Source organism: Streptomyces sp. NPDC050508 (assembly GCF_040655155.1).
Taxonomy (GTDB): domain Bacteria; phylum Actinomycetota; class Actinomycetes; order Streptomycetales; family Streptomycetaceae; genus Streptomyces.
In genome coordinates, this window is the sequence record NZ_JBFAJJ010000017.1 from 42079 (window position 1) to 63893 (window position 21815).

Below are 21815 nucleotides of genomic sequence, written 5' to 3' on the forward strand. Positions count from 1 at the left end.
GGGCCCTCTGTCACTTGAGGGGGTGGGGCCCCTGCCACGTCGTGATCCTCAAGGGGTGGAACCCCAGCCACGTAGTGATCGTCGCCCTCTCGCGCTCACGCCTCCCCCGAAGGACACTCGTAGACAGAGGAGTTGCCGCCGAAGGGGGACGTGGATGCGGGACAGCCATCGGACCGATGCCGAGCGGCTGTTGGCTCGGGCCGTGGAGGAGGAGGTGCGGCGCTCCGGCGGGCGTACCGACGGGCAGGTGCTGCTGACGCGGTCCCGGGCCGCGCTGGACGCCATGGCGGAGACGGCGGCGGAGGAGTACGGGGCCTATACGGGGGCTCTCGACGAGGCGGCGGCCGGACAGCTCACCTTCGGGCAGCGCTATGCGAAGGAGGGCGGCGGAACTCCCTTGCTGGTGGCGGCCGTTGCCGCGGTCGCGGCGGTGGTGGCCGACCTGGCCCTCGGCACCGGAACAGGCACGGCGTTCGGCGCCGGTGTCACGGTCGGCGTCGTGGGTGCGGCGGCGACGGTGGTGAAGGTGACCGCCTCCCACCTGCCCGCCGCGCATCATCGCGCCGGTGCCGCGAGCCAGCCCGGTGGCCCGGAGCAGTTGCGGTTGCAGTGGCTGACGGCGCTGGAGGTGCGGGGCATCCGCCCGTTCCTGGACCAGCAGCGGGTGCTCGCCGCCTCCACCGGTCCGACGAAGAAGCCGGGGCCGCAGTTGCGCGGCACGGACAAGAGCGCGGCGGCCCGCAGACGGAGTGTGCTGGAGCAGTCTTTCGGTCAACTCCCGGAGCCGGTCGGCTCGTTCGCCGGTCGTCGGGCGGAGCTGGCCCGGATCCGGCAGCTGGTGCAGGCGGGCCGTGCGAGCACGGAGACCCGGCCGACGGTGGTCGTCCTGCACGGCGCGCCCGGCTCGGGGCGCACCACTCTCGCGGTCCGTGCCGCGCAGGATCTGCGGGACCAGTTCCGCGGGGCCTGTGTGGTGGACCTGCGCGGCGACAGCCCGGGAGAGACCCCGCTGCCCACCCGCGACGCCCTGCTGCACCTGCTGAACCGGCTCGGCGCACCCCGCGAACAACTGCTGTTCCGCGAGCGCTCCTCCCCCGACCAACAGGTCAAGCGGCTGGGCGAGTTGTACCACCAGCACCTGACGGGACTCCCGGTGACGATCGTCCTGGACGACGCCTCCGATGTCGCGCAGGTGGCCACGCTGGTGCCCGAGCGCTCGGACAGCCTGGTCGTGGTCACCGCCCGCAAGCCTCTCGACCTGCCCGCCGAACTGGCCGCCTGGGTACACCAGTTGCCGGTGGAGTCGCTGGACGCGGCGGGCGCGGAGGAACTGCTGGGCGCGGCGGCGCAGGACAGCTCGGGTCCCTACGACGCCGAATCCGCCGACCGGATCAGGCAGTTGTGCGGCGGGTTGCCGTTGGCGCTGCGGATCGCCGGTTCGTCCCTCGGCCCGCGCTCACCGCGCCGTCTGGCCACGGACCTGGGCGCGTACGGCCCGGTGGAGCCGGTCGAGCGGGCGCTGTGGATGCGCTACACCGACCAGTCGGACCAGGCCCGCAGGCTGCTGCGCCGGCTGGCACTGGCGGGCCGGGCGTCGCTGGGCGCGGCAGCGGCGGCTTCGCTGCTGGCCACGGACGAGACGGAGGCGACCCGTCAGCTGCAGGCCCTGTCCCGGGCGGGCCTCATCGACCACGTCCGCGGCACCCGCTACCGCCTGCACGACCTGGTCCGCGCCTTCGCCCAGGCCCGCCTCCTCGACGAGGAGGAACCCTCGGAGCGTACGGCCGCGCAGGAGCGGCTGATCGTGAACTACGCCGAACTGGCGGACTCCGTACTGCGGTTGGTCGACGGCAACATGTCGACGCGCTCGGACCGGTTCGGCCCGCACGGCTTCACCTCGCTCGACGAGGCGCTGCGCTGGCTGGACGACGAGTCGAGCTTCATCACCTCGACGCTGCGGCACGCGGAGGGCGTCGACCAGGGTGCCGTACTGAATCTGCTGGGCGCGCTGTGCGACTACTGCCTGTTGCGCGGCGACCTCTACCGCCTGGGCGAGATCAGCGAGTTGGCGCAGGCCGTCGACCAGGGGCTGCTGTTGCGCTCGGTGCAGTGGCGTACGGGTATCGCGGCCCGGCAGCTCGGCGAACTCGACAAGGCGCGCACCACCCTCACCTCCGTCGTCGACCTCTACATGGAGGCCCACCACGACGCGGGCGCCGCACGCGCCCTGTGCTCGCTCGGCATCACCCTCCACCACCAGGGCAACCTGACCGAGGCGGCGACGAGACTCCGCGAGGCACTGGACCTCCAGGCCGCCCCGCAACTGGCCACGGACCGCGCCTGGACGATGCACGCGCTGGCGGCGGTCGAGCGCGACCGCGGCCGACTCCCCGAGGCGATGCGGCTGCTCTCCGAATCCCTGGTCCTGCACCGCGCGGGCGAGTCGATGCACGGCGAGGCGTGGGCCCACTTCCAGCTCGGCCAACTCGGCCTGCGCATGGGCGACATACCGCGCGCGGAATCCGAACTGACCACGGCCCTCGGCCTCTACGGCCGTACCCGCGACGCCCGCGGCGAGGCCTGGGCGCTGACCCAGCTGGCCCGGGCCCGGCTGATCGCCGGCGACCCGTCCCCGGCGGTGGACGGCCTGCGCCAGGCAGCCGCCCGGCACCGCGACAACGAGGACGCGCGCGGCGAGGCCTGGACGGCCTACTACCTGGGCCAGGCCCTGGAGGAGACGGGCAACCTGGACCTGGCGGTCAGGGAACTCGAACGCTCACGGACGATGTTCTCCCGCATACGGGACGTCTACGGCCTGGCCTGCGCCCGGCACCACTCGGCGCGCGTGACCCGCGACCAGCGCGCGGCCCAGACGGGCTCCCTGCGCAACTCGGGCTTCGCGCGCCAGCTCCTGGTCGACGCCCGCGCCGACTTCCAGCGCATCGGCGTCGCCCACGGCGAGGCGTGGACCTGCCTGGAGCTCGCCGTCGTCGACGCGGGCAACGCCCGTACGCAACAGGCGCTGACGCTGTGCGACGAGGCGGTGACCCTGTTCACCTCGTACGGCGACCGCCGCGGCGAGGACTGGGCCCACTTCCTGCGCTCCACGCTCCTGCCGTACGCAGCCCCCGGCGGGGTCGAGGTCGGCACGGCGGTCGCCCAGGAGGAACTGGCCCAGCTCTCCCGCACCGGCCACCCGTCCCGCGACGAGAAACTCGACGACTACGTGGAGGCGTACCAGCTGCTGCTGGAGCGGGGGGTGAACCTGGAGGCGGGCTGGCAGGCGTGGCGGCTGGGCATGGTGCCGAGCCGGCACGCGCGGGAGGTGATGGGGGTGGCGGTGCCGAGCACCGCCTGACGCGGCCCCGAGCGGCGCTCGCGGGACGCGTCCCCCGGGCACCGCTCGCGCAGCCCGCCGGGTCGGCCGTCTCAGCCCTGCTTGGCCTTGGGTTCGGCCGGGACGGCCTCGGACCCTTCCTTCGGGTCCGGGGCCTCCTTGAAGTCGACCTTGTTCATCTGCTTGCTCATGGACTTCATCAGTCCCCATACGGCCAGGGCCATCACCGCGAACACGATGAAACCGAGGACGCCGGGGGTGACCTTGTTCTCGTCGACCTCGGCGAGGGGGACCAGGTGCGTCATTGCCAGGGCTGCGCTTGAGCTCATGTCAGGCATTGTCGCGGATGCCCGCAAAGAGGTCGTCCTCGGGGAGGGAGGTATCGACGAGGGACTTCGCGAGCTCGTACTCCTCGGTCGGCCAGACCTCCTTCTGGATGTCCATCGGGACCCGGAACCAGCCGCCGTCGGGGTCGATCTGCGTGGCGTGCGCGATCAGTGCCTTGTCGCGGATCTCGAAGAACTCGGCGCACGGAATGTGCGTGGTGAGCGTGCGCTCACGCATCGTCCCGGACTCGTCCCAGCGCTTGAGCCAGTCCCCGTACGGGGACTCCAGGCCCCGGTCCAGCAGCGCCTTGTGCAGTGCCTCGGTGCGCTGCCGGTTGAAGCCCTGGTTGTAGTACAGCTTCCGCGGCTGGTACGCCGGGCCGTACTCCCCCTCCGGGTACTTCTCGGTGTCCGCCGCGCCCTCGAACGCCACCATCGAGATCTTGTGGGTCATGATGTGGTCGGGGTGCGGGTAACCGCCGTTCTCGTCGTAGGTGGTGATCACCTGCGGGCGGAAGGCGCGGATCTGCTTCACCAGTTCGCCGGCCGCCTTGTCGACGTCCTCCAGCGCGAAGCAGCCGTCGGGCAGCGGCGGCAGCGGGTCGCCCTCGGGCAGGCCCGAGTCGACGAAGCCGAGCCACTCCTGCTTGATGCCGAGGATCTCGCGGGCCTCGTCCATCTCCTTCTTGCGTACCTCGTGGATGTGCTCCTCGATGTACTTGTCGCCCTGGAGCTTCGGGTTGAGGATGGAGCCGCGCTCCCCGCCCGTGCAGGTCACGACCAGCACGTCCACCCCCTCGGACACGTACTTCGCCATGGTGGCCGCGCCCTTGCTCGACTCGTCGTCGGGGTGCGCGTGGACGGCCATCAGTCGCAGCTGGTCAGTCAAGACTCAAATCCTCGTAAGTCGGCGCCCGCATGAACGGGTGCAATTCAACAGGTGCCGTCCCGGAGGGACGTCGTTGAGGGGTGGCGGTCGGGTGGCGGGTGGGAGGCTTCTATAGTGACCGAATCGGGGGGCGAATAATTCCGGGGCCCTGTTTCGGGAGCCCCTGGCCCGGGAGGACGATCATGAGTACGGCGAGTACGCGACTGCCCGAGGGCCGCTACGGCCGCTCGTCGGACGAGCGTGCCGACCACAAGCTCAAGGTCGCCGGCGCCGTCCTCGCGGCGGGCCTGCTCGTCCTGGTCGGGTACTTCGCCTACCACTATGTCGTCGAGGCGAAGATCAGCGCCGAGGTGATCACCTTCCAGGCCTCGGGCAACGAGGTCAAGGTGCATCTGGAGGTCCACAAGGACTCCGGGACCAGCGGCTACTGCACCCTGCGCTCCCAGGCCGCCGACCAGTCCGAGGTGGGCCGCGCCGACTTCCACTTCGACGGCTCCGCGACCCGCATCGACAAGGTCGTCACCCTGCGCACCACGGCCAGGGGCACCACGGCCGAGTTGCTGGGCTGTCACTCCGACTGACGTCACCCTCGTTACGTAGGCGTTGACCTGCGTTGACGTATTTCTGACGGCTTATGTCCTCCCCCTGACGCCGTTGAATTGTTAGGCTCGTGGTTTCGCCCTTCCATGAAGGAACATTCTTCTGGGTAGGGCGATGCTTTGTATTCCCAGTACCTACGAGGAGCACCTGTGACCCAGACCAGCGAAGACGTCACCTGGCTCACGCAGGAGGCGTACACCAAGCTCAAGGACGAGCTGGAGTACCTGTCTGGTCCCGCGCGCGCCGAGATCACCGTGAAGATCGCGGCCGCTCGCGAGGAGGGCGACCTGCGCGAGAACGGCGGGTACCACGCGGCCAAGGAGGAGCAGGGCAAGCAGGAGCTCCGCATCCGCCAGCTGACCCAGCTTCTGGAGAAGGCCAAGGTCGGCGAGGCTCCGGCGTCGACGGACGGTGCGGTCGCGCCCGGCATGGTCGTGACGATCGCCTTCGACGGCGACGAGAGCGACACGACGACCTTCCTGCTCGCCTCGCGCGAGTACGCGAGCGCCGATATCGAGACCTACTCGCCGCAGTCCCCGCTGGGCTCCGGCGTGCTCGGCCACAAGGTCGGCGAGGAAGCGCAGTACGAGCTGCCCAACGGCAAGAAGGCCTCGGTGACGATCCTCAAGGCCGAGCCGTACAACGGCTGACCCGCGGGACCGGTCCTGGTCCTTCGCCTTTGACGAGCCCCCGGCGGCCTTACGGCGCCGGGGGTTTCGTCATGGGTCCTGCTCGGGTCGGCGCCCTGCGCGTGCCCCTCAGGCCGTCGCCGAGCGGTACTTCCGTACCGCCAGCGTCCGGAATATGAGGATGATCAGCAGCGAGTAGATCAGTGAGGCCCACACCGGGTGCACCATGGGCCAGGCGTCCGAGGGCGACTGTCCCGGGTTGGCGAAGAGCACCCGGCAGGCCTGCACGGTGGCGCTGAAGGGGTTCCACTCGGCGATGTGGCGCAGCCACGGGGTCATGTGGCTGGTGTCCACGAACGCGTTCGAGATGAAGGTCACCGGGAACAGCCAGATCAGTCCGCCGGAGGTGGCCGCCTCGGGCGTCCTGACGGTGAGGCCGATCAGGGCGCCGATCCAGGTGAACGCGTACCCGAGCAGAAGCAGCAGGCCGAAGGCGCCGAGGACCTTGCCGGCATTCGTGCCCCCGTCCGACCCGACCCGCCAGCCGACCAGCAGGGCGACTATCGCGAGGACCAGCAGCGTGAGCGCGGTCTGCACGAGGTCGGCGAGCGTCCGCCCGGTCAGCACCGCGCCGCGCGCCATGGGCAGCGAGCGGAACCGGTCGATGAGCCCCTTGTGCATGTCGTCGGCGATGCCCGCGCCGGAGCTGGCGGTGGCGAACGTGACGGTCTGCGCGAAGATGCCCGCCATCAGGAAGTTCTTGTAGTCGGTGGCGCTGGTGCTACCGCCGATCTGCATGGACCCGCCGAAGACGTAGGTGAACAGCACCACGAACATGATGGGTTGAATGAGTCCGAAGATCACCATTTCGGGAATCCGCGACATGCGAATCAAGTTCCGGCGGGCGACGACCAGCGAGTCGTGCACGGACTGGCCCAGCGCGCTGCTCGGCGCCGCGATCGGCGACGCATCGGTAACGGCACTCACTTCGCGGCCTCCTTCTTGTGCTTGCGGTCCTTGGGGTTCTGGTTCGCTTCCGTGCCGTTCTCCTCGGCCTTCTCCTCCGCCAGGTGGCCCGTCAGGGAGAGGAACACGTCGTCGAGGGTGGGGCGGCGCAGGCCGATGTCGTCTATCTCGATGCCGCGGGAGTCGAGCTCGCGGATCACCTCGGCGAGGAGCTTCGCGCCGCCGGTGACGGGCACGGTGAGCTTGCGGGTGTGCTCCTCGACGGTGGTGTCGCCCTTGCCGAAGCCGAGAAGGATCTCGGAGGCGATCGCGATGTGGTCGCGCTCGTGCACGACGACCTCGACGCGCTCGCCGCCGGTGCGGGCCTTGAGTTGGTCGGAGGTGCCGCGGGCGATGACGCGGCCGTGGTCGACCACCGCGATGTCGTGCGCGAGATGGTCGGCCTCCTCCAGATACTGGGTGGTCAGCAGCAGCGTCGTGCCGCCGGAGACGAGCTGTTTGATGACCTCCCACAGCATCTGGCGGTTGCGCGGGTCGAGGCCGGTGGTCGGCTCGTCCATGAACATGACGGGCGGGGAGACGACGAGCGCCGCCGCCAGGTCGAGCCGGCGGCGCATGCCGCCCGAGTAGGTCTTGGCCGTACGGTCGGCGGCGTCCGCGAGGTTGAACTGGTCGAGCAGCTGCTCGGCCCGGGCCTTCGCGTCCTTGGCCTTCATCTGGTAGAGCTGGCCGACCATCTGCAGGTTCTCCCTGCCGGTCAGGTATTCGTCGACCGCGGCGAACTGGCCGGAGAGGCCGATGGAGCGTCGCACCTCGTTGGGCTGCTTGAGCACGTCGAGGCCGGCGACGAGCAGCTTGCCGCTGTCGGGGCGCAGCAGGGTGGTCAGACAGCGGACGGCGGTCGTCTTGCCCGCGCCGTTGGGCCCGAGCAGGCCCAGCACGGTGCCCTGCGGGACATCGAGGTCGACGCCGTCCAGAGCTTTCACATCGCCGAAGGTTTTCACCAGGCCTTCGGCATAGATGGCGCCTGGCATATCAGTCTCCACGTCGTCGGGGATTCTTCGGAAAGCCTAGGTTTGTGCCGTTTTTCGCGCAGAATGAGCAGCACGAGACACACCATAACGCGATGTATCGCGTCTCTCAACGGATTTTCTCGAACGAGTGACAGGACAGGTGACGGGACGAGTGGGCGACGGGCCCTGACCTCAGTCGATGACCGTGTACCCCGCGTCGCGCAGGGCGTGGCCGACCTCGGCGCAGTGCACCGGACCCTTCGTCTCCAGGTGCAGCTCGACCTCCACCTCGGTGAGCCCGAGCCGTGGGTCGGTCCTGACGTGGCTCACATCGAGGACGTTAGCGTCGACCACTGACAACACCCCGAGAAGCGTCGCGAGGGCACCCGGCCGGTCCGTCAGCCGCAGCGTCACGGCCAGGTAGCGGCCCTGCGCGGACATGCCGTGGCGCAGGATGCGCTGGAGCAGCAGCGGGTCGACGTTCCCGCCGGACAGCAGGGCGACGACCGGTCCCTCGAAGCTGCGCGGATCGCTCAGCAGGGCCGCGACCGGGCTGGCACCGGCCGGCTCGACGACCAGTTTGGCCCGCTCCAGGCACAGCAGCAGCGCGGTGGACAGCTCGTCCTCGGTGACCGTGCGGACCTCGTCCACGAGATCGGCGACGATCCCGAACGGGACGTCACCGGGCCTGCCGACCTTGATGCCGTCGGCCATCGTCGCCGGATTCCGGATCGACACCGGGTGCCCGGCCGCCAGTGAGAGCGGAAAGGCGGCGGCGCCCGCCGCCTGCACGCCCACGATCCGTACGTCGGGCCGAAGTGCCTTCACGGCGACCGCGACACCGGCGGCGAGTCCTCCGCCGCCGATGCCGACGACGATCGTGCGCACCTCGGGGCACTGGTCCAGGATCTCCAGGCCGACCGTGCCCTGGCCCGCGATGATGTCGGGGTGGTCGAAGGGGTGGATGAACACCGCGCCCGTCTCATGGGCGTACTCCTGCGCGGCGGCCAGGGTCTCGTCGACCACCTGGCCGTGCAGGCGTACCTCGGCGCCGTACTCCTTGGTGGCACTGATCTTCGGCAGGGGGGCGCCCTGGGGCATGAACACCGTGGAGCGCACGCCGAGAAGTGCGGAGGCGAGGGCGACGCCCTGGGCGTGGTTGCCGGCGCTCGCGGCCACGACACCGGCGGCGCGCTCCTCGGGCAGCAGTCCGGCGATACGGACGTAGGCGCCGCGCAGTTTGAACGAGCCGGTCCGCTGGAGGTTCTCGCACTTGAAGTGCACCGGCGAGCCGACGAGCTGGGTGAGGTGCCTGCTGCCCTCCATCGCGGTCACCCGCGCCACGCCCGTGAGCATCTTCTGGGCGCCGCGCACATCGTCGAGGGTGACGGGTCGCAAGGAGTCAGCCGTGCTGTAGCTCATGACTCAAGCATCGCAGTTCACAGGCGCCTGTCTCGGCTGTGACCAAGCTCCGAGACTGGTTTGCGCAGCGCCGGTACGGGCCGCCTTCCATCCGCGTACCCTGTCCCCCAACCCAGCACCCCCTTCATGAAGCGAGCCTCCGGCCATGCCCACAACACCTGAAATGTCGATGGACATGACGACCGTCGCTGAACCCGGTCTCCTCGACACGCTGCAGCACGAGGTGGCGGTGTTCGCCCGCCGTGCCGAACAGACCCGGCTCGGCGGAGTCGGCCAGGTGCGCAACTCCATGGACCGCGCCGCGTATCTGCTGCTCAACCGCCTCGACAAGGAAGGCCCGATGGGCGTCAAGGCGCTCGCCGCGAGCATGGGCATCGACTCCTCGACGGTCACCCGGCAGGTGGCCCCGCTCGTCGACACCGGGCTCGTGAAGCGCACTTCGCACCCCGAGGACGGCCGCGCGGTGGTGCTGCAGCTGTCCCCGCGCGGGCAGTCGCGACTGGAAGAAGTCCGTTCGTCCAGGCGTCAGTTGATGGACGAGTTGACACACGACTGGGCGCCTGAGGAGCGCGAGGCGTTCTGCACGCTCCTCACGCGCTTCAACACCGCTCTCTCCGCCCGGATGGCGGTGCCGGGCACCGAGACGCCGTCGGCTTCCTGACGGGCACGGGCACACGCGCGTGGTGCCCGACTCCCGCCCCTTGGTTCCGAACCCTTGACCTCACGACGGCCCTGGCCTCATATGAAACCGGGTCCTTCAGGGGGGAGGCATGGTGCGCGAACGGCAGGTGTCCCAAGGCGCCCGCCGGGCCCGGGAGTTCGAGGCGTTCGTCGCGGGCGCGGCCGGGCGGCTGCTGCATGCCGCCACGCTGCTCACCGCGGAGGCCCCGGACGACAACCCGCGCGCGCAGCGCCTGCTGACGCTGTCCCTGGCGCACACGTACGCGTGCTGGGACCGGCTGCGCGGTGAGGATCCGTACGACCGTGCCCGCCAGTACCTGGCCACCCGTTTCGCCCGCGGGGCCTGGCACCAGTACGGCGGTCTGGGCCGGGGGCGCCCCCACCCCGGCAGCGCACTGGGCGCCCTCGCGCCCCAGGAGCGGCTGATCGTCGTCCTCAGGTTGTACGAGGGGGTCGCCGAGGAGCAGGCCGCAGCACTGCTCGGGCTGCCCGTGGAACGGGTGCGGACGATCTGCGACCGGGCGACGGCGACACTGCTGCATCCGTCGCGGGGTCCGGCACCGAAGGTGGCGGGAGCCAAGGTGGTGCCGTCATGAGGCCGCCGAGTGGAGGTACGCGCGCGTGAACAGGCCCGAGCGGGAGGCGGCCGTACGGCGGATCATGGAGCGGACTCCGCCGCAGGTGCCGCCGGAGCTGTACGGGGAGATCGTGCGCCGCGGCGGCCGCATGCTGCGTCGCAGGAGGGCCGCCCGGCGGCTGATGTGGCTGCTGCTGTGGGTGGGGGTCGTGGCGTTCACCGTGTGGGCGTTGATGGCCCATCCCTGGGTGGAGCCGCCGTCGGAGACGACTCCACCGCTGACGGGTTGGTGAGACCTGCGGCCGACAGGTCCTAGGCCGTGTCCGCAAAGTCCCGCCTGCCCCGCGACGCCCGGCACGCACTCTCGCCGCACCGGGCGAAAGCCCAAGTACGTCCAGTACGAGGGCTTCCGCCCGGCACGCCGAGAGCACGCACCGGACGCCGCGGGGCCCGCCCTTCGGGCGGACGACGGGACCTTGCGGACACGACCTAGCCCAGGGCCTGCTGCAGGTCCTCCAGGAGGTCCTGCACGTTCTCGATGCCCACGGAGAGGCGTACGAGGTCGCCGGGTACCTCCAGGGCCGAGCCGGCGACCGAGGCGTGTGTCATGCGCCCCGGGTGCTCGATCAGCGACTCGACACCGCCCAGGGACTCGCCGAGCGTGAACACCTTGGCGCGGTTGCAGACCTCGACGGCCGCTTCCTCGCCGCCCTCGACCTGGAAGGAGATCATGCCGCCGAAGGCCCGCATCTGCTTGGCGGCGACCTCGTGACCGGGGTGCTCCGGGAGGCCCGGGTAGAGAACGCGCGTCACGCGTGCGTGCCGGGTGAGCATGTCGGCGACCTTGGTGGCGTTCTCGCTGTGCCGGTCCATGCGCACCGACAGCGTCTTGGCGCCGCGCAGCACCAGCCAGGAGTCGAAGGGCCCGGCGACCGCGCCCATCGCGTTCTGGTGGTACGCCAGTTCCTCGCCGAGCGTCTCGTCGGCCGCGATCAGCGCACCGCCGACGACGTCCGAGTGGCCGCCCATGTACTTGGTCAGGGAGTGCACGACGACGTCCGCGCCGAGGGCCAGCGGCTGCTGGAGGTAGGGCGTCGCGAAGGTGTTGTCCACGACGAGCTTCGCGCCCGCGTCCCGGGCGATCTGCGCGACGACCGCGATGTCGGTGATGCCGAGCAGCGGGTTGGACGGGGTCTCCACCCAGACGACCTTGGTCTTCGGGGTGATGGCCGCCCGTACCGACGCCGGGTCGCTGGTGTCGGCGACCGACCACTCGACGCCCCACCGGGAGACGACCTTCGCGAACAGGCGGAACGTGCCGCCGTACGCGTCGTTCGGGATGACGACGTGGTCGCCGGGGCTGAGCAGCGTACGCAACAGGCAGTCCTCGGCCGCCAGTCCGGACGCGAACGCGAGGCCGCGGCGGCCGCCCTCCAGGGCGGCGAGGTTCTCTTCCAGGGCGGTCCTGGTGGGGTTGGCGCTACGGCTGTACTCGTAGCCGCCGCGCAGGCCGCCGACGCCGTCCTGCTTGTAGGTCGAGACCTGGTAGATCGGCGGGACCACCGCGCCGGTGAGGGGATCGGCGGTGTTGCCCGCATGGATCGCGAGGGTCTCGAAGTGCTGACTGATGTGCCTGTCGCTCATGGGGCCGAGCGTAGTGCGCCTGCGGGGTGGACGACGATCCGGAGGTTTTCCACAGGGCCGCGGGGCGGGGCGGCGGAGGTTTTCCACAGGACGGTGGACCGGGTTCGCCAATTGTCGGACCCGTCTGGTTCGCTTGAGGCATGGAGATTCTCTGGGTCCTGATGGCGCTGGTCATGATGGGCTTCGTGCTGATCCCGTTCCTGCGGCGCAGGCGCGGGATGATCGAGCAGGTCTCGCCGGGCCACCCGGACGCCGCGGACCCGGCGACCTACGGCTTCGTGCGCGAGGAGGAGCTGGACATCCGCATGCCCGGCCCCGACCAGGACCTGCTGGACGTCCTCGACCTGGTGCAGCGCACCCAGGACTACCGCGCGGCGATGCAGCTGCTGGCCGGCACCGAGATCGCGGGCGAGCTGCGCTGGCAGCGCGTGCAGGCCTTCGCGGGCGCCGCGTCGCTGGAGCTGCAGCAGCGGCCCGGCGGGGTCAGCGAGACGCCGGGCGGGCAGTGGCTGCGGGTGTGGCGGGCCGAGCACCCGAAGGACGCGGGCGGCGCGGCCGTACACGCGGAGTTCCTGGTGCAGCAGGCATGGCGTACGTCGACGCGGGGGACGGACGAGTTCCGGATCATCATGGAGGAGGCGCGGGACGCCTGCGGACAGGCGGCTCTCCTCTCCCCCGGTGACCCGGTCCCGTACATCATCGAGCTGTCGGTGGCCCGCGGACTGGCGTATCCGCAGCCGGAGTTCGAGCAGCTGTGGCTGAAGATCCTGGACCGCGCACCGGCCCACATGGGGGCGCATCTGGCGGCCCTGCACTACTGGTGCGAGAAGTGGCACGGCTCGCGCGCGCTGGCGAACTCGTTCGCGGAGGCGGCCGCAGCCCGTGCCCCCCAGGGCTCCCTCCTGGCCGCGATGCCGCTCTTCGCGGTGTTCGAGCACATCCCCGAGGTGAACCTCGTCAGCAGCTTCTACCAGAGCGAGGTCGTGGAGAAGGCGATCCACGGCGCGCTCTTCGCCGTCCACGCGGCCCGCCCCGACGACCCGATGCTGGCGCACGTCCGCCATCTGCTGGTCTTCTTCCTGGTGCGCGCGGAGCGCTGGTCCGAGGCGATGAACCAGCTCATACACATCGACGGCCACGTCGGAGCCCTGCCCTGGACCCTGTCCCCCGACCCGGCGGCGGAGTTCGCGGTCTACCGGGCGCTGGCGGTGGCGGGGTACGAGGCGAACGGTGGGAGTCCGGCGAGCCTGCCGCACTGATCGGGCGGAATTCTCGGAGGGGCTCGCCCGTTCAGCGGGTGCGGACCCTCGTTGAGGCCCGATTGGAGATCGTATGTTCCTGCACAGTCGTACGCCCCAACTGCCCACCCCCGAACAGGCGTTGCAGGGCCGGCCGACGCCGGTGTTCACGGTCCCCGATCGCCACACCGTCCTCGGCACCCCACTCCTCGGCCCGTACCCCGAGCACCTGGAGATCGCCGATTTCGGAATGGGCTGCTTCTGGGGTGCGGAGCGCAGGTTCTGGCAGCTCCCGGTGGGCGTGTGGACGACGCTGGTCGGTTACCAGGGCGGCTACACGGAGAACCCCACGTACGAGGAGGTCTGCTCGGGCCTGACCGGCCACACCGAGGCGGTCCGGGTGGTCTACGACCCGAAGCTGATCTCGTACGAGAGGCTGCTGAAGACGTTCTGGGAGTCCCACAACCCGACCCAGGGCTTCCGCCAGGGCAACGACGTGGGCACGCAGTACCGCTCGGCGATCTACCCCCACACCCCCGGCCAGGCAGCCGCGGCGGAGGCCTCCCGGGTGGCCTACCAGCAGGTCCTCACGGGCTCGCGCTTCGGCACGATCAGCACGGAGATACTCCCGGCGGAGGGCCGGGTGTTCTACCCGGCCGAGGCGTACCACCAGCAGTACCTCGACAAGAATCCGGCGGGCTACTGCGGGATCGGCGGGACGGGGGTCAAGCTGAGTGACCCGTTCGGGACGAACTGGGGGGCGTCCTGCCCGACGGGTGTCGCTCCGGCGCAGGGGGCGTAGCCGTACCGGCCTGAGTCCGGCCAGGCCGGTCGGACCTCGCCGATCCGGAGGGCCGGCGCCGTCGCACTCCGGCCGGAATCCCACCCACCGCACCTTTCGCGAGGTCATCGTCCGCCCGCGGCGCACCTGGCGGCACATGTGATGTGTCGCGACGCGGGCCCGCATGAGCAGCACCACGACAAGAATCCGACGGAGTATTGCGGGTTGGGTGGGACGGGTTCAAGCTGGGGCATCCGTTCGAGACGAACTGGGGGACGTCCCGCTCGACGGGCGTCACTCCGGCACAAGAAGCGACGGACGAGTAACCCGCTCGTCGCCCACAGCTCATCTCAGTTGATCATCAGAAGCGAAGGAAGCCGCTGGTAGGGCTGGGCCGACGAACTGTTGAGCACCGTCGCGGGGAACAAACGCCGTCTCAGCCACCCGTACCTGGTCGAAGCATGGCGGATCCCGCCGAACTCCACGTCGGTGGCCGCAATTCGGCACCTTCATGGCCGGAGATTCCCGGGGTGTGGCGAAAGTCCACGGAACGCCCGCACTGAAGCTTGTTCCCGTCGGGTCGTTCAGCCCATGGTCCGGGCCGACCAGGATGCCCAGAGCTCCACGAAGCGCTTCGCCTGTCATGGCAACGCAGAGCGGGATGGGGAGACAGAGCATGACAATCACAGGACTCCTGCTGTCGGACAACCGTGGGCTCTCCGCGCCCGTCGATCTGAACGGGCCCGGGCACTACGTGCACTGGGGCGTGATCCAGTTGTCCGTCTCGAACCTCGTGGTCATCGGTGTGATGGTGGTTGTCTTCGTCGCCGCCTTGCTGCTGCCCTTTCCCGGAGGCCGCAAATGAGCGACCGGGGTGAGCCCAGTGCGGCCGACACACCGCAGAGGAACGAGTCCGCCTCGGTCGGCTGGACCGGAGCGGTGCGGCGACGGGCGGTTGCGGCCCTGCCCCCGGACAAACTGCTCCCGGACACCCAGCCGGCCTACATGGCGTCATGGATCTACGTCTTCGGCGTACTCACCGTGGCCTCGCTGATCGTGGTGCTCGTCACCGGCGGGGTACTCGCGCTGGAGGGGCCCGCGTGGTGGCATGTCTCGGGGACCGGGAAGTACGTGAACGGCCTCCACCTGTGGAGCGTCGAGCTGTTCATGTTCTTCATGGTCATCCATCTGTGGGGCAAGTTCTTCATGGCCGCCTGGCGCGGCCGGCGGGCCCTGACCTGGGTCACCGGCGCGGTGTGCTTCTTCGCCTCGATCGGCACCGCCTTCACCGGCTACCTCGTCCAGCAGAACTTCGACTCGCAGTGGATCGCCGGGCAGGCCAAAGACGGGCTCAACTCGGTCGGTATCGGCGCGTTCTTCAACGTGCTGGACTTCGGGCAGATGCTGATGTGGCACATCGTGCTGCTCCCGTTCGTCCTCGGTGTGTTGACGGTCTGGCACATCCTGCTGGTCCGGCGGCGCGGAATCGTGCCGCCCATCGGGGCGACCGATCCCGCGGACAGCGCCACGGCCACGGCCCCGGCCGCGCCCCCGTCCGCCCCTACGCCCGCACCGGGGGAAGTGTTGTGATGAGCCGACGCCCAGAGCCGTCCGCGGTGCCGGACCCGGCCGACTTCCCCACCAGGCCGTACGACCTCGTCAAGGAGTTCACGATCGCCTTGGTGGTGGTCGCGCTCCTGACCGCCGGTCTGGCCGCTCTCTTCTCCTCGCCGGACGACAAGCCGGTGACACTGGCCTCCTGGTCGCGTGCGGACGGCGCGGACTTCACGGCGACCGCGGTGACCGAACTCGGTGGCACCAGCGGAACGGCCGAGTACGGACCGCCGTACAACCACACGTCCGACGCGGCACAGAAGCTCGGCCCGCTCGGGCTGCAGAGCGCCGCCGGGGTCCGCATCCCGATCGACACCGCCAACGACTTCGTGCTCCGCCCGCTGACCAAGGCCCCCGAGTCGCCCGGCGTCCGCGCGGGTCTCGCCACCTGGTCCGCAGCTCCGGCCTCCCGGCAGCAGTCGTGGACCAAGGCCTACTCCGACGCCCTGGCCAAAGCGCCCGGCGGCGACCCCGCCAAGGTCGCGGGCGGCGACTACGGTCCGGTCCCCGTCCTCACGACGCGCCTTCTGGGCCTGGCCAGGTCCGGTGCCCTGGACGGGCAACTGCAGGCCGAGGGCACGTTCTACCAGACGGACTACACCCGCCCCCTGCTGTTCCTCTCCGACGGCTCCTACCTGGAGTCCCTGGCCCGAGCCCAGCACCTGGGCGGCGACCAGTGGGGAATGATGAACGAGACCGGAAGCTACCCCGGCCAGGCGTGGCTGTGGCTCTACACGTTCTGGTACCAGATCGACCCCTTCAAGTCGTCCGGCAACGCCGACGCCCTGGTCTGGGGCCTGATGGCTCTGCTGAGCCTGGGCCTGGTGCTGGTCCCCTTCATTCCCGGCGTGCGGTCCGTCCCGCGCTGGACGCGTGTACACCGGTTGATCTGGCGCTCTTACTACCGTGAACAGGAGGCTGCGGTACGGGCCCGGCAGTCAGGGGGCTGAAGCACGACCGCAGGTGCGCGTCGTGCTGCCGGCCATGGTCGACGGTCCAGTAAGGCCGAGGTGCCGAGGTACTGAAGAGCCGTGGAACCGGCCGACCCCACGCTGTACGCCATGGAAGAACCCCAACACAGGATCCGTGCGGCCTGCTCGACAGGGCAGGAGACCGTCCTCGCTGTCGAGATCAGCCGTGACGGCTTCGAGCGGGCGCTGCGGCATGCGTGCCTGTCGAGTTACGTCCGCGGGGTGCACCCCGAACGAGCCACCTGGCAGCGTCAGTTGAAGCGTGCGCCCACCCGCGTACAGTGGGACCCCGAGCGGGACCTGCACCTCCGACCCCTGCCGTACCGGTCCCTGCAACTGGGTCACTCCGGTGAGGCCGTACGACGCCACGCAGACGAACGGACGGTCGCCATCCGCGACGTCACCCCGCTCGCCCACGAGATCCACGCCCTCGTCAACGGTGGTGAGTTGGACTCCGCCACGCGGCTGCCGCCCCAGGAACTCCCCTATCCCGCTGGAGACGAACCTCTTGCCCACCTTCTGGAACGACGGGTCGACCCACCCGACCGTCGACCGCGGCCGACGGGTCACACGGCAGCACAGGCTCGCCGGGACCGGGGTGTCCTGCCCGATCGGCGTGGTGTCGGCCGATGGCTGACGGCTCCGCGCCCACTGCGCAGCAGGCGTTCACCTCGCTGATGCGGACACGGATCGCTCCCGGTCTGCGCGCGCTCGGCTTCAAGGGTTCGGGGCAGACGTACGAACTGCCCCATCTGGAGACCTGGGCTCTCATCGGTTTCCAGAAGGCCGCGCACAAGACGGCGGGGCAGGTCGAGTTCACCCTGAACGTGACCGTGGCCGACAAGCTCGGCTGGGCCCAGGCCCGCAGGCGTCAGCCACATCTGCCCGCCCGCCCCAGCCCGAACACCGTGTACGGCCCGGCCGCCTGGCACAGCCGCATAGGCCGGCTCCTCCCCGTGCACCGCGACACCTGGTGGACCATCTCGGCCACGACCGACCCCGAGCCTGTTGCCCGCGGTGTCATCACGGCGGTGACGGAGTACGCGCTACCGGCCATCCGGGAGCGGCGGCATTCATGAGTACCGGCCTGCGGAGTTGCTGAGTTGCTGAGCTGACAGACGGGCGCTCTGCGCCGTAGTGAGCGCAAGTGAACGTGGGCGCTGCGACATGCGTGCCTGTCGAGTTACGTCAGCGGGGTGCATCCCGACCGGGCCGCTCGGCGGCGTCAGTTGAAGCGGGCGCCCGCTCGCCCACGAGATCCATGCGCTCGTCAGTGAGGGTGAACTGGGCTCCGCCGCCCAACTGCTGCCCCAGGAACGCCCGTACCCACTTGGACACGAACTCCTTGCCCATCTGCAGGGATGAGGGATAAGCGATGAGGGATGACGGACCGGTGAGCCCTGGCGACGCGTCGAAACGCCATGTGTCAAGCATTTCGGCCTCGTTCAGAAAGTACGGCGGCCACGCCCGCCCCGCCCTACGATCCCGCACATGCTGATGCGTCGGACATTACGGATGATCATCGTGCTCGCGCTGGCTCTCGCCGGAGCGTTGGGGGGTGGGGTCGGGACGGCACAGGCCGAGGGGAGCCGGGCCTCGTACGATCGGCAGTTGTTGTTCTACAACCACTCCTACGGCGTCTTCGACCGGGAGACCGCCGACGCCATCGAACACTCCGACTACCTGCGGAAGTTCGCCAACTTCCAGGTCCGCACCACGACCGGTACCGGCGGAGAGACCTGGACCGGCCGCTATCTGATGGGCCGCGAGACCTACCTGGAACTGTTCGGAGTCGGTGACGTCCCCGGCCAGGACGGCACCCTCGGATCCGCCGGACTCGGTCTCTCGGTCGAACGCGAGGGCGACCTGGCGACGGTCGAGGAACGGCTGAAGGACGAGGGGGTCACCGAACCCGTCGACTTCCTCCAGACCCGGGACTTCGGTGATGGTGTGCCCGTGCCGTGGTTCGACGCCGTTCTCACCACCACCGAGTACGACGCCTTCGACGCCTGGGGGATGGAGTACCGGCCGGAGTACTTCGCCGACCCTCGCAGCAACACCGAGCCGCCGAGTTTCCCTGGTGACGTCGGCCGGGAGCGCTACCTCTCCGACGACTACCGCACCCACCTCATGCGTGACGTGACCTCTGTGCGGATCGCGGTCACCGCGGGCGACCTCGCCGACACCGTGCCGCTGCTGCGGGCCGGCGGGTTCACCGTCCGGAACGTGACGGGCGGTGGCGTCGTCGCGGAGGGCGGCGGCACCACGATTCGCCTCGACGTCGTCCCGCGCGAACAGGCGGGCTACCAGGAGGTCGACATGTCACTCAACCGGCCCGTGAAGGACCGGCATGTGGAGCGGATCGGCAACTCGACCCTCACCGTCGGCCCCGGCAGCCGTGCGGTGTGGACGTTCGCCAAGAACGGCACCACCGCCTAGACAGTGCGTGCGCCCCCTCGACGAGGGGGCGCACGCCTCTCGCCCGGCCCCGCCTCGTCGTCAGCTCTCCGCGCGGGCGGGCAGACGCCATCCCGGGCGCGGGAAGTGGCAGGTGTAGCCGTCCGGGTAGCGCTGCAGATAGTCCTGGTGCTCGGGCTCGGCCTCCCAGAAGGGGCCGACCGGCTCCACCTCGGTGACGACCTTGCCCGGCCACAGTCCGGAGGCGTCCACGTCGGCGATCGTGTCCTCGGCGATCCGCTTCTGCTCGTCGTCCGTGTAGTAGATCGCCGAGCGGTAGCTGAGGCCGATGTCGTTGCCCTGGCGGTTCTTGGTGCTCGGGTCGTGGATCTGGAAGAAGAACTCCAGGAGCGCGCGGTAGTCGGTCTTCTCGGGGTCGTAGAGGATCTCGATGGCCTCCGCGTGCGTGCCGTGGTTACGGTACGTCGCGTTCGGTACGTCACCCCCGGTGTAGCCGACCCGGGTCGCCGTCACGCCCGGGAGCCGACGGACCAGCTCCTCCATACCCCAGAAGCATCCGCCCGCCAGTACGGCCCTCTGCGTCTGCGCAGCCATTGCGACCCTCCAATATCTGTCTGCTCGGTCACTCGGGCTGCTCGGCTCGCACACCACCGGCATCCCTTACCCAGTGTCCTCAACGCATGAGGGCGCCGAGCGATTCCGTGCGCGTGAGGCCGTGGCGAAGGAGCCGAACCTGTCCTCGGCCGCGTACGCCACCATGCGGGCGGGGACCTCGGGCGGGGTAGTACTCGCGAGGGCGTCGCCGAGTACGGCCGCGTCCATGATCGCCTGGTCCGCGCCCTGGGCCACGAACGGCACCATCGCGTGGGCGCTGTCGCCCAGCAGGGTCAGGCGTCCGAGGTTCCACCGTGCGAGCGCTGCTGCTCGCACGATGCCCCCGCACCCGTCAGGGTATCGAGGCGAACTCCGGTGCAGTACAAGGCATTTGAGGCGTCAGGACGCGGGGTTCGCGAAATAGATCACCAGGGTCTGTTCCGGCTGTTCGGCCAGGTGGAAGGCCGTGTAGGTGTAGGTGGTCGGGGTGGTGCGGCCCGGCGGGCGGAGGCGTTTGTGGCCGCTGTGGCGGGCCTGTACCTCGTACTGGGGCCACCAGGCGCGGGCTTCCGGGCTGTGTGCGTGGAGTTCTTCGATCAGGCGGGTGTAGCGCGGGTCGGCGGGGTGGCGGCCGGACAGCGTGCGGAGGCGGGCGAGCAGGCCTCTTGCCTCGGGTTCCCAATCGACCAGGACGTGTCGGGCCAGGGGTTCGAGGAACACCCAGCGGAGGAAGTTCGGGGGACGGTCCGTGGGTGCGGTGAGGTTCGGGAAGAGGGCTTCGGCGGGCTGGTTGTGGGTGAGTACGTCGTAGTTGCCGTCGATGATGTACGCCGGGTGCGGGTTCAGTAGGAGCGGTACCGACGCCACCTCGGTGGTGAGGGGTTCGGAGGGCTCGGGGTCGGTCGGCGGGGTGTGGTGACCGGCCAGGCGTAGCAGGTGGTCGTGCTCGTGGGGGTTGAGGCGGAGTACGGCGGCGAGGGAGCCCAGTACCTGTTCGGAGGCTCGGATGTCCCGGCCCTGTTCCAGGTACGTGTACCAGGTCGCGCTGATCCCGGCGAGCAGGGCGAGTTCCTCACGGCGGAGACCCGGCGTACGGCGGCGGCCGGTGTGCGGGAGGCCCACCTCGTCCGGGGTGAGGCGTGCTCTGCGGCTGCGCAGGAACGCGCCCAGTTCCTGGCGTTGGTCCGGCTGTTTCGGATGGCTCGGATGGTTCGGCATCTTGTGTGGCAGCCCTGATTCCAGAATAAACACGGTCTGGATACCAGGTTAAGCGCGTTCCAGACTGGGGCCAAGTGAGCAAGCAAGAAGCAACGGGAGGCACACCATGTCCGGAATCGATGGATCCGATGGATTCGATGGAATCGACGGCAAGGTCGTGGCGATCACCGGTGCCGGCAGCGGTATCGGTGAGGCGACCGCACTGCTGCTGGCCGAGCGGGGTGCCCGGGTGGTGCTGGGTGGGCGCCGGGTGGAGCGGCTGGCGGAGGTGGTGGCGCGGATCGAGAAGGCGGGCGGTGTCGCCGTACCGATCCGGACCGATGTGACCCGGCGGGACGACCTGCACGCCCTGGTCGCGCTGGCCCGCGAACGCTTCGGGCGGCTCGACGTGCTGTTCGGCAACGCCGGGGTCGGTCCGATCTCGCCCCTCGACGATCTGCGGGTGGACGAGTGGGACGAGATGGTCGACGTGAACGTGAAGGGTGTGCTGCACGGAATCGCCGCCGCGCTGCCGGTCTTCCGCGCACAGGGCTCCGGCCACTTCGTCACCACCGCGTCGACGGCCGGGTTGCGGGTCGTGCCGAACATGGCCGTGTACGCCGGCACCAAGTTCGCGGTGCGGGCCATCTGCGAGGGGCTGCGTCAGGAGGCCGGCGACTGCGTGCGGGTGACCACCGTCTCGCCCGGGATCATCGCCACCGACTTCGCCGAGGCCTCGACGAACAGTCAAGTCAGGGCGCAGATCAGCGAGATGAGGGACCAGTTGGCGATCCCGCCCGACGCGATCGCCCGGGCCGTCGCGTTCGCCATCGAGCAGCCGGCGACGGTCGACGTAAACGAGATCGTTGTACGCCCCACCGCCCAGGCCTGAATCCGACGTTGGGCAACGCGCCCTCA

22 protein-coding genes and 3 pseudogenes are annotated in these 21815 nt (G+C 69.8%); 16 read left to right on the plus strand and 9 right to left on the minus strand.

The genetic code is table 11. From position 1 onward, the window contains the following. Positions 1-154: 154 nt before the first annotated feature. The gene (locus AB0I69_RS37370; RefSeq protein ID WP_363100198.1) at positions 155-3358 is read left to right on the plus strand and encodes a tetratricopeptide repeat protein; all 3204 of its coding nucleotides are present in this window, start codon (positions 155-157) and stop codon (positions 3356-3358) included. Positions 3359-3429: 71 nt separating this feature from the next. On the opposite strand, the gene AB0I69_RS37375 is transcribed toward AB0I69_RS37370, so the two are convergent. After that, the gene (locus tag AB0I69_RS37375) at positions 3430-3675 is read right to left on the minus strand and encodes a hypothetical protein (protein WP_363100199.1); all 246 of its coding nucleotides are present in this window, start codon (positions 3673-3675) and stop codon (positions 3430-3432) included. Continuing rightward, on the minus strand, positions 3668-4531 hold the full coding sequence (gene mca, locus AB0I69_RS37380; RefSeq protein WP_363100349.1) for a mycothiol conjugate amidase Mca: 864 nt from the start codon (positions 4529-4531) through the stop codon (positions 3668-3670). Before mca ends, AB0I69_RS37375 begins: the two co-directional genes overlap by 8 nt. Before the next feature lie 203 nt (positions 4532-4734). On the opposite strand from mca, the gene AB0I69_RS37385 reads away from it, so the two are divergent. Both AB0I69_RS37385 and greA read left to right on the plus strand, forming a co-directional pair. Next, positions 4735-5133, plus strand: coding sequence for a DUF4307 domain-containing protein (locus AB0I69_RS37385; RefSeq protein WP_363100200.1), 399 nt, complete (start codon positions 4735-4737; stop codon positions 5131-5133). A 168-nt stretch (positions 5134-5301) separates the two neighbouring features. After that, positions 5302-5802, plus strand: a complete 501-nt coding sequence (greA, locus tag AB0I69_RS37390) for a transcription elongation factor GreA (protein WP_363100201.1) — start codon at positions 5302-5304, stop codon at positions 5800-5802. Between the two features lie 108 nt (positions 5803-5910). Here greA and AB0I69_RS37395 read toward each other — a convergent pair whose 3' ends face one another. From AB0I69_RS37395 to ilvA, 3 genes are all read right to left on the minus strand, one after another. Then, complete coding sequence (locus AB0I69_RS37395; RefSeq protein WP_363100202.1) at positions 5911-6768, minus strand: ABC transporter permease; 858 nt, start codon at positions 6766-6768, stop codon at positions 5911-5913. Next, entirely contained in the window at positions 6765-7781 is a 1017-nt protein-coding gene (locus tag AB0I69_RS37400) for an ATP-binding cassette domain-containing protein (RefSeq protein WP_363100203.1), read from the minus strand. Before AB0I69_RS37400 ends, AB0I69_RS37395 begins: the two co-directional genes overlap by 4 nt. Before the next feature lie 171 nt (positions 7782-7952). Then, complete coding sequence (ilvA, locus tag AB0I69_RS37405) at positions 7953-9182, minus strand: threonine ammonia-lyase (protein WP_363100204.1); 1230 nt, start codon at positions 9180-9182, stop codon at positions 7953-7955. Positions 9183-9345: 163 nt separating this feature from the next. Between ilvA and AB0I69_RS37410 the strand changes: the two genes are divergently transcribed. From AB0I69_RS37410 to AB0I69_RS37420, 3 genes are all read left to right on the plus strand, one after another. Continuing rightward, positions 9346-9843: a MarR family transcriptional regulator gene (locus AB0I69_RS37410; RefSeq protein WP_363100350.1), complete on the plus strand. Its 498-nt coding sequence runs from the start codon at positions 9346-9348 to the stop codon at positions 9841-9843. Positions 9844-9955: 112 nt separating this feature from the next. Beyond that, entirely contained in the window at positions 9956-10459 is a 504-nt protein-coding gene (locus tag AB0I69_RS37415; protein ID WP_363100351.1) for a sigma factor-like helix-turn-helix DNA-binding protein, read from the plus strand. A gap of 25 nt (positions 10460-10484) precedes the next feature. Next, positions 10485-10733 (plus strand): hypothetical protein, encoded by a 249-nt coding sequence (locus AB0I69_RS37420; protein WP_363100205.1) that lies wholly within the window; start codon positions 10485-10487, stop codon positions 10731-10733. 196 nt (positions 10734-10929) lie between these two features. On the opposite strand, the gene AB0I69_RS37425 is transcribed toward AB0I69_RS37420, so the two are convergent. Further along, positions 10930-12084, minus strand: a complete 1155-nt coding sequence (locus AB0I69_RS37425; RefSeq protein WP_363100206.1) for a cystathionine gamma-synthase — start codon at positions 12082-12084, stop codon at positions 10930-10932. A gap of 140 nt (positions 12085-12224) precedes the next feature. Between AB0I69_RS37425 and AB0I69_RS37430 the strand changes: the two genes are divergently transcribed. The 9 genes and pseudogenes from AB0I69_RS37430 to AB0I69_RS37470 all read left to right on the plus strand — a co-directional run bounded on the left by AB0I69_RS37430 (position 12225) and on the right by AB0I69_RS37470 (position 19127). Then, positions 12225-13343 (plus strand): hypothetical protein, encoded by a 1119-nt coding sequence (locus tag AB0I69_RS37430; protein WP_363100207.1) that lies wholly within the window; start codon positions 12225-12227, stop codon positions 13341-13343. Positions 13344-13416: 73 nt separating this feature from the next. Then, on the plus strand, positions 13417-14124 hold the full coding sequence (msrA, locus tag AB0I69_RS37435) for a peptide-methionine (S)-S-oxide reductase MsrA (RefSeq protein WP_363100208.1): 708 nt from the start codon (positions 13417-13419) through the stop codon (positions 14122-14124). 655 nt (positions 14125-14779) lie between these two features. Further along, positions 14780-14968 carry a hypothetical protein gene (locus AB0I69_RS37440; protein WP_363100209.1) on the plus strand — a complete coding sequence of 63 codons (189 nt, stop codon included), beginning with the start codon at positions 14780-14782 and terminating at the stop codon, positions 14966-14968. Further along, entirely contained in the window at positions 14965-15693 is a 729-nt protein-coding gene (locus AB0I69_RS37445) for a cytochrome b N-terminal domain-containing protein (protein ID WP_363100210.1), read from the plus strand. Before AB0I69_RS37440 ends, AB0I69_RS37445 begins: the two co-directional genes overlap by 4 nt. Beyond that, positions 15693-16667 (plus strand): hypothetical protein, encoded by a 975-nt coding sequence (locus AB0I69_RS37450; RefSeq protein WP_363100211.1) that lies wholly within the window; start codon positions 15693-15695, stop codon positions 16665-16667. Before AB0I69_RS37445 ends, AB0I69_RS37450 begins: the two co-directional genes overlap by 1 nt. Before the next feature lie 111 nt (positions 16668-16778). Beyond that, positions 16779-17207: pseudogene (locus tag AB0I69_RS37455) on the plus strand (DUF4291 family protein); the annotation flags it as partial. Positions 17208-17317: 110 nt separating this feature from the next. Next, a complete protein-coding gene (locus AB0I69_RS37460) occupies positions 17318-17767 on the plus strand; it encodes a DUF4304 domain-containing protein (RefSeq protein ID WP_363100212.1) in 450 nt (149 codons plus the stop codon). Positions 17768-17842: 75 nt separating this feature from the next. After that, positions 17843-18053: pseudogene (locus AB0I69_RS37465) on the plus strand (DUF4291 domain-containing protein); the annotation flags it as partial. A 150-nt stretch (positions 18054-18203) separates the two neighbouring features. Beyond that, on the plus strand, positions 18204-19127 hold the full coding sequence (locus tag AB0I69_RS37470) for a DUF5829 family protein (RefSeq protein WP_363100352.1): 924 nt from the start codon (positions 18204-18206) through the stop codon (positions 19125-19127). Positions 19128-19187: 60 nt separating this feature from the next. Here AB0I69_RS37470 and msrA (AB0I69_RS37475) read toward each other — a convergent pair whose 3' ends face one another. The 3 genes and pseudogenes from msrA (AB0I69_RS37475) to AB0I69_RS37485 form a co-directional block, all read right to left on the minus strand. Then, positions 19188-19700 carry a peptide-methionine (S)-S-oxide reductase MsrA gene (gene msrA / locus AB0I69_RS37475; protein WP_363100213.1) on the minus strand — a complete coding sequence of 171 codons (513 nt, stop codon included), beginning with the start codon at positions 19698-19700 and terminating at the stop codon, positions 19188-19190. Positions 19701-19766: 66 nt separating this feature from the next. Continuing rightward, positions 19767-20027, minus strand: a pseudogene (locus tag AB0I69_RS37480) (FAD-dependent monooxygenase); the annotation flags it as partial. A 72-nt stretch (positions 20028-20099) separates the two neighbouring features. After that, positions 20100-20918 (minus strand): helix-turn-helix transcriptional regulator, encoded by an 819-nt coding sequence (locus AB0I69_RS37485; RefSeq protein ID WP_363100214.1) that lies wholly within the window; start codon positions 20916-20918, stop codon positions 20100-20102. Between the two features lie 106 nt (positions 20919-21024). Between AB0I69_RS37485 and AB0I69_RS37490 the strand changes: the two genes are divergently transcribed. Continuing rightward, entirely contained in the window at positions 21025-21789 is a 765-nt protein-coding gene (locus AB0I69_RS37490) for an SDR family oxidoreductase (RefSeq protein ID WP_363100215.1), read from the plus strand. Positions 21790-21815 lie beyond the last annotated feature (26 nt).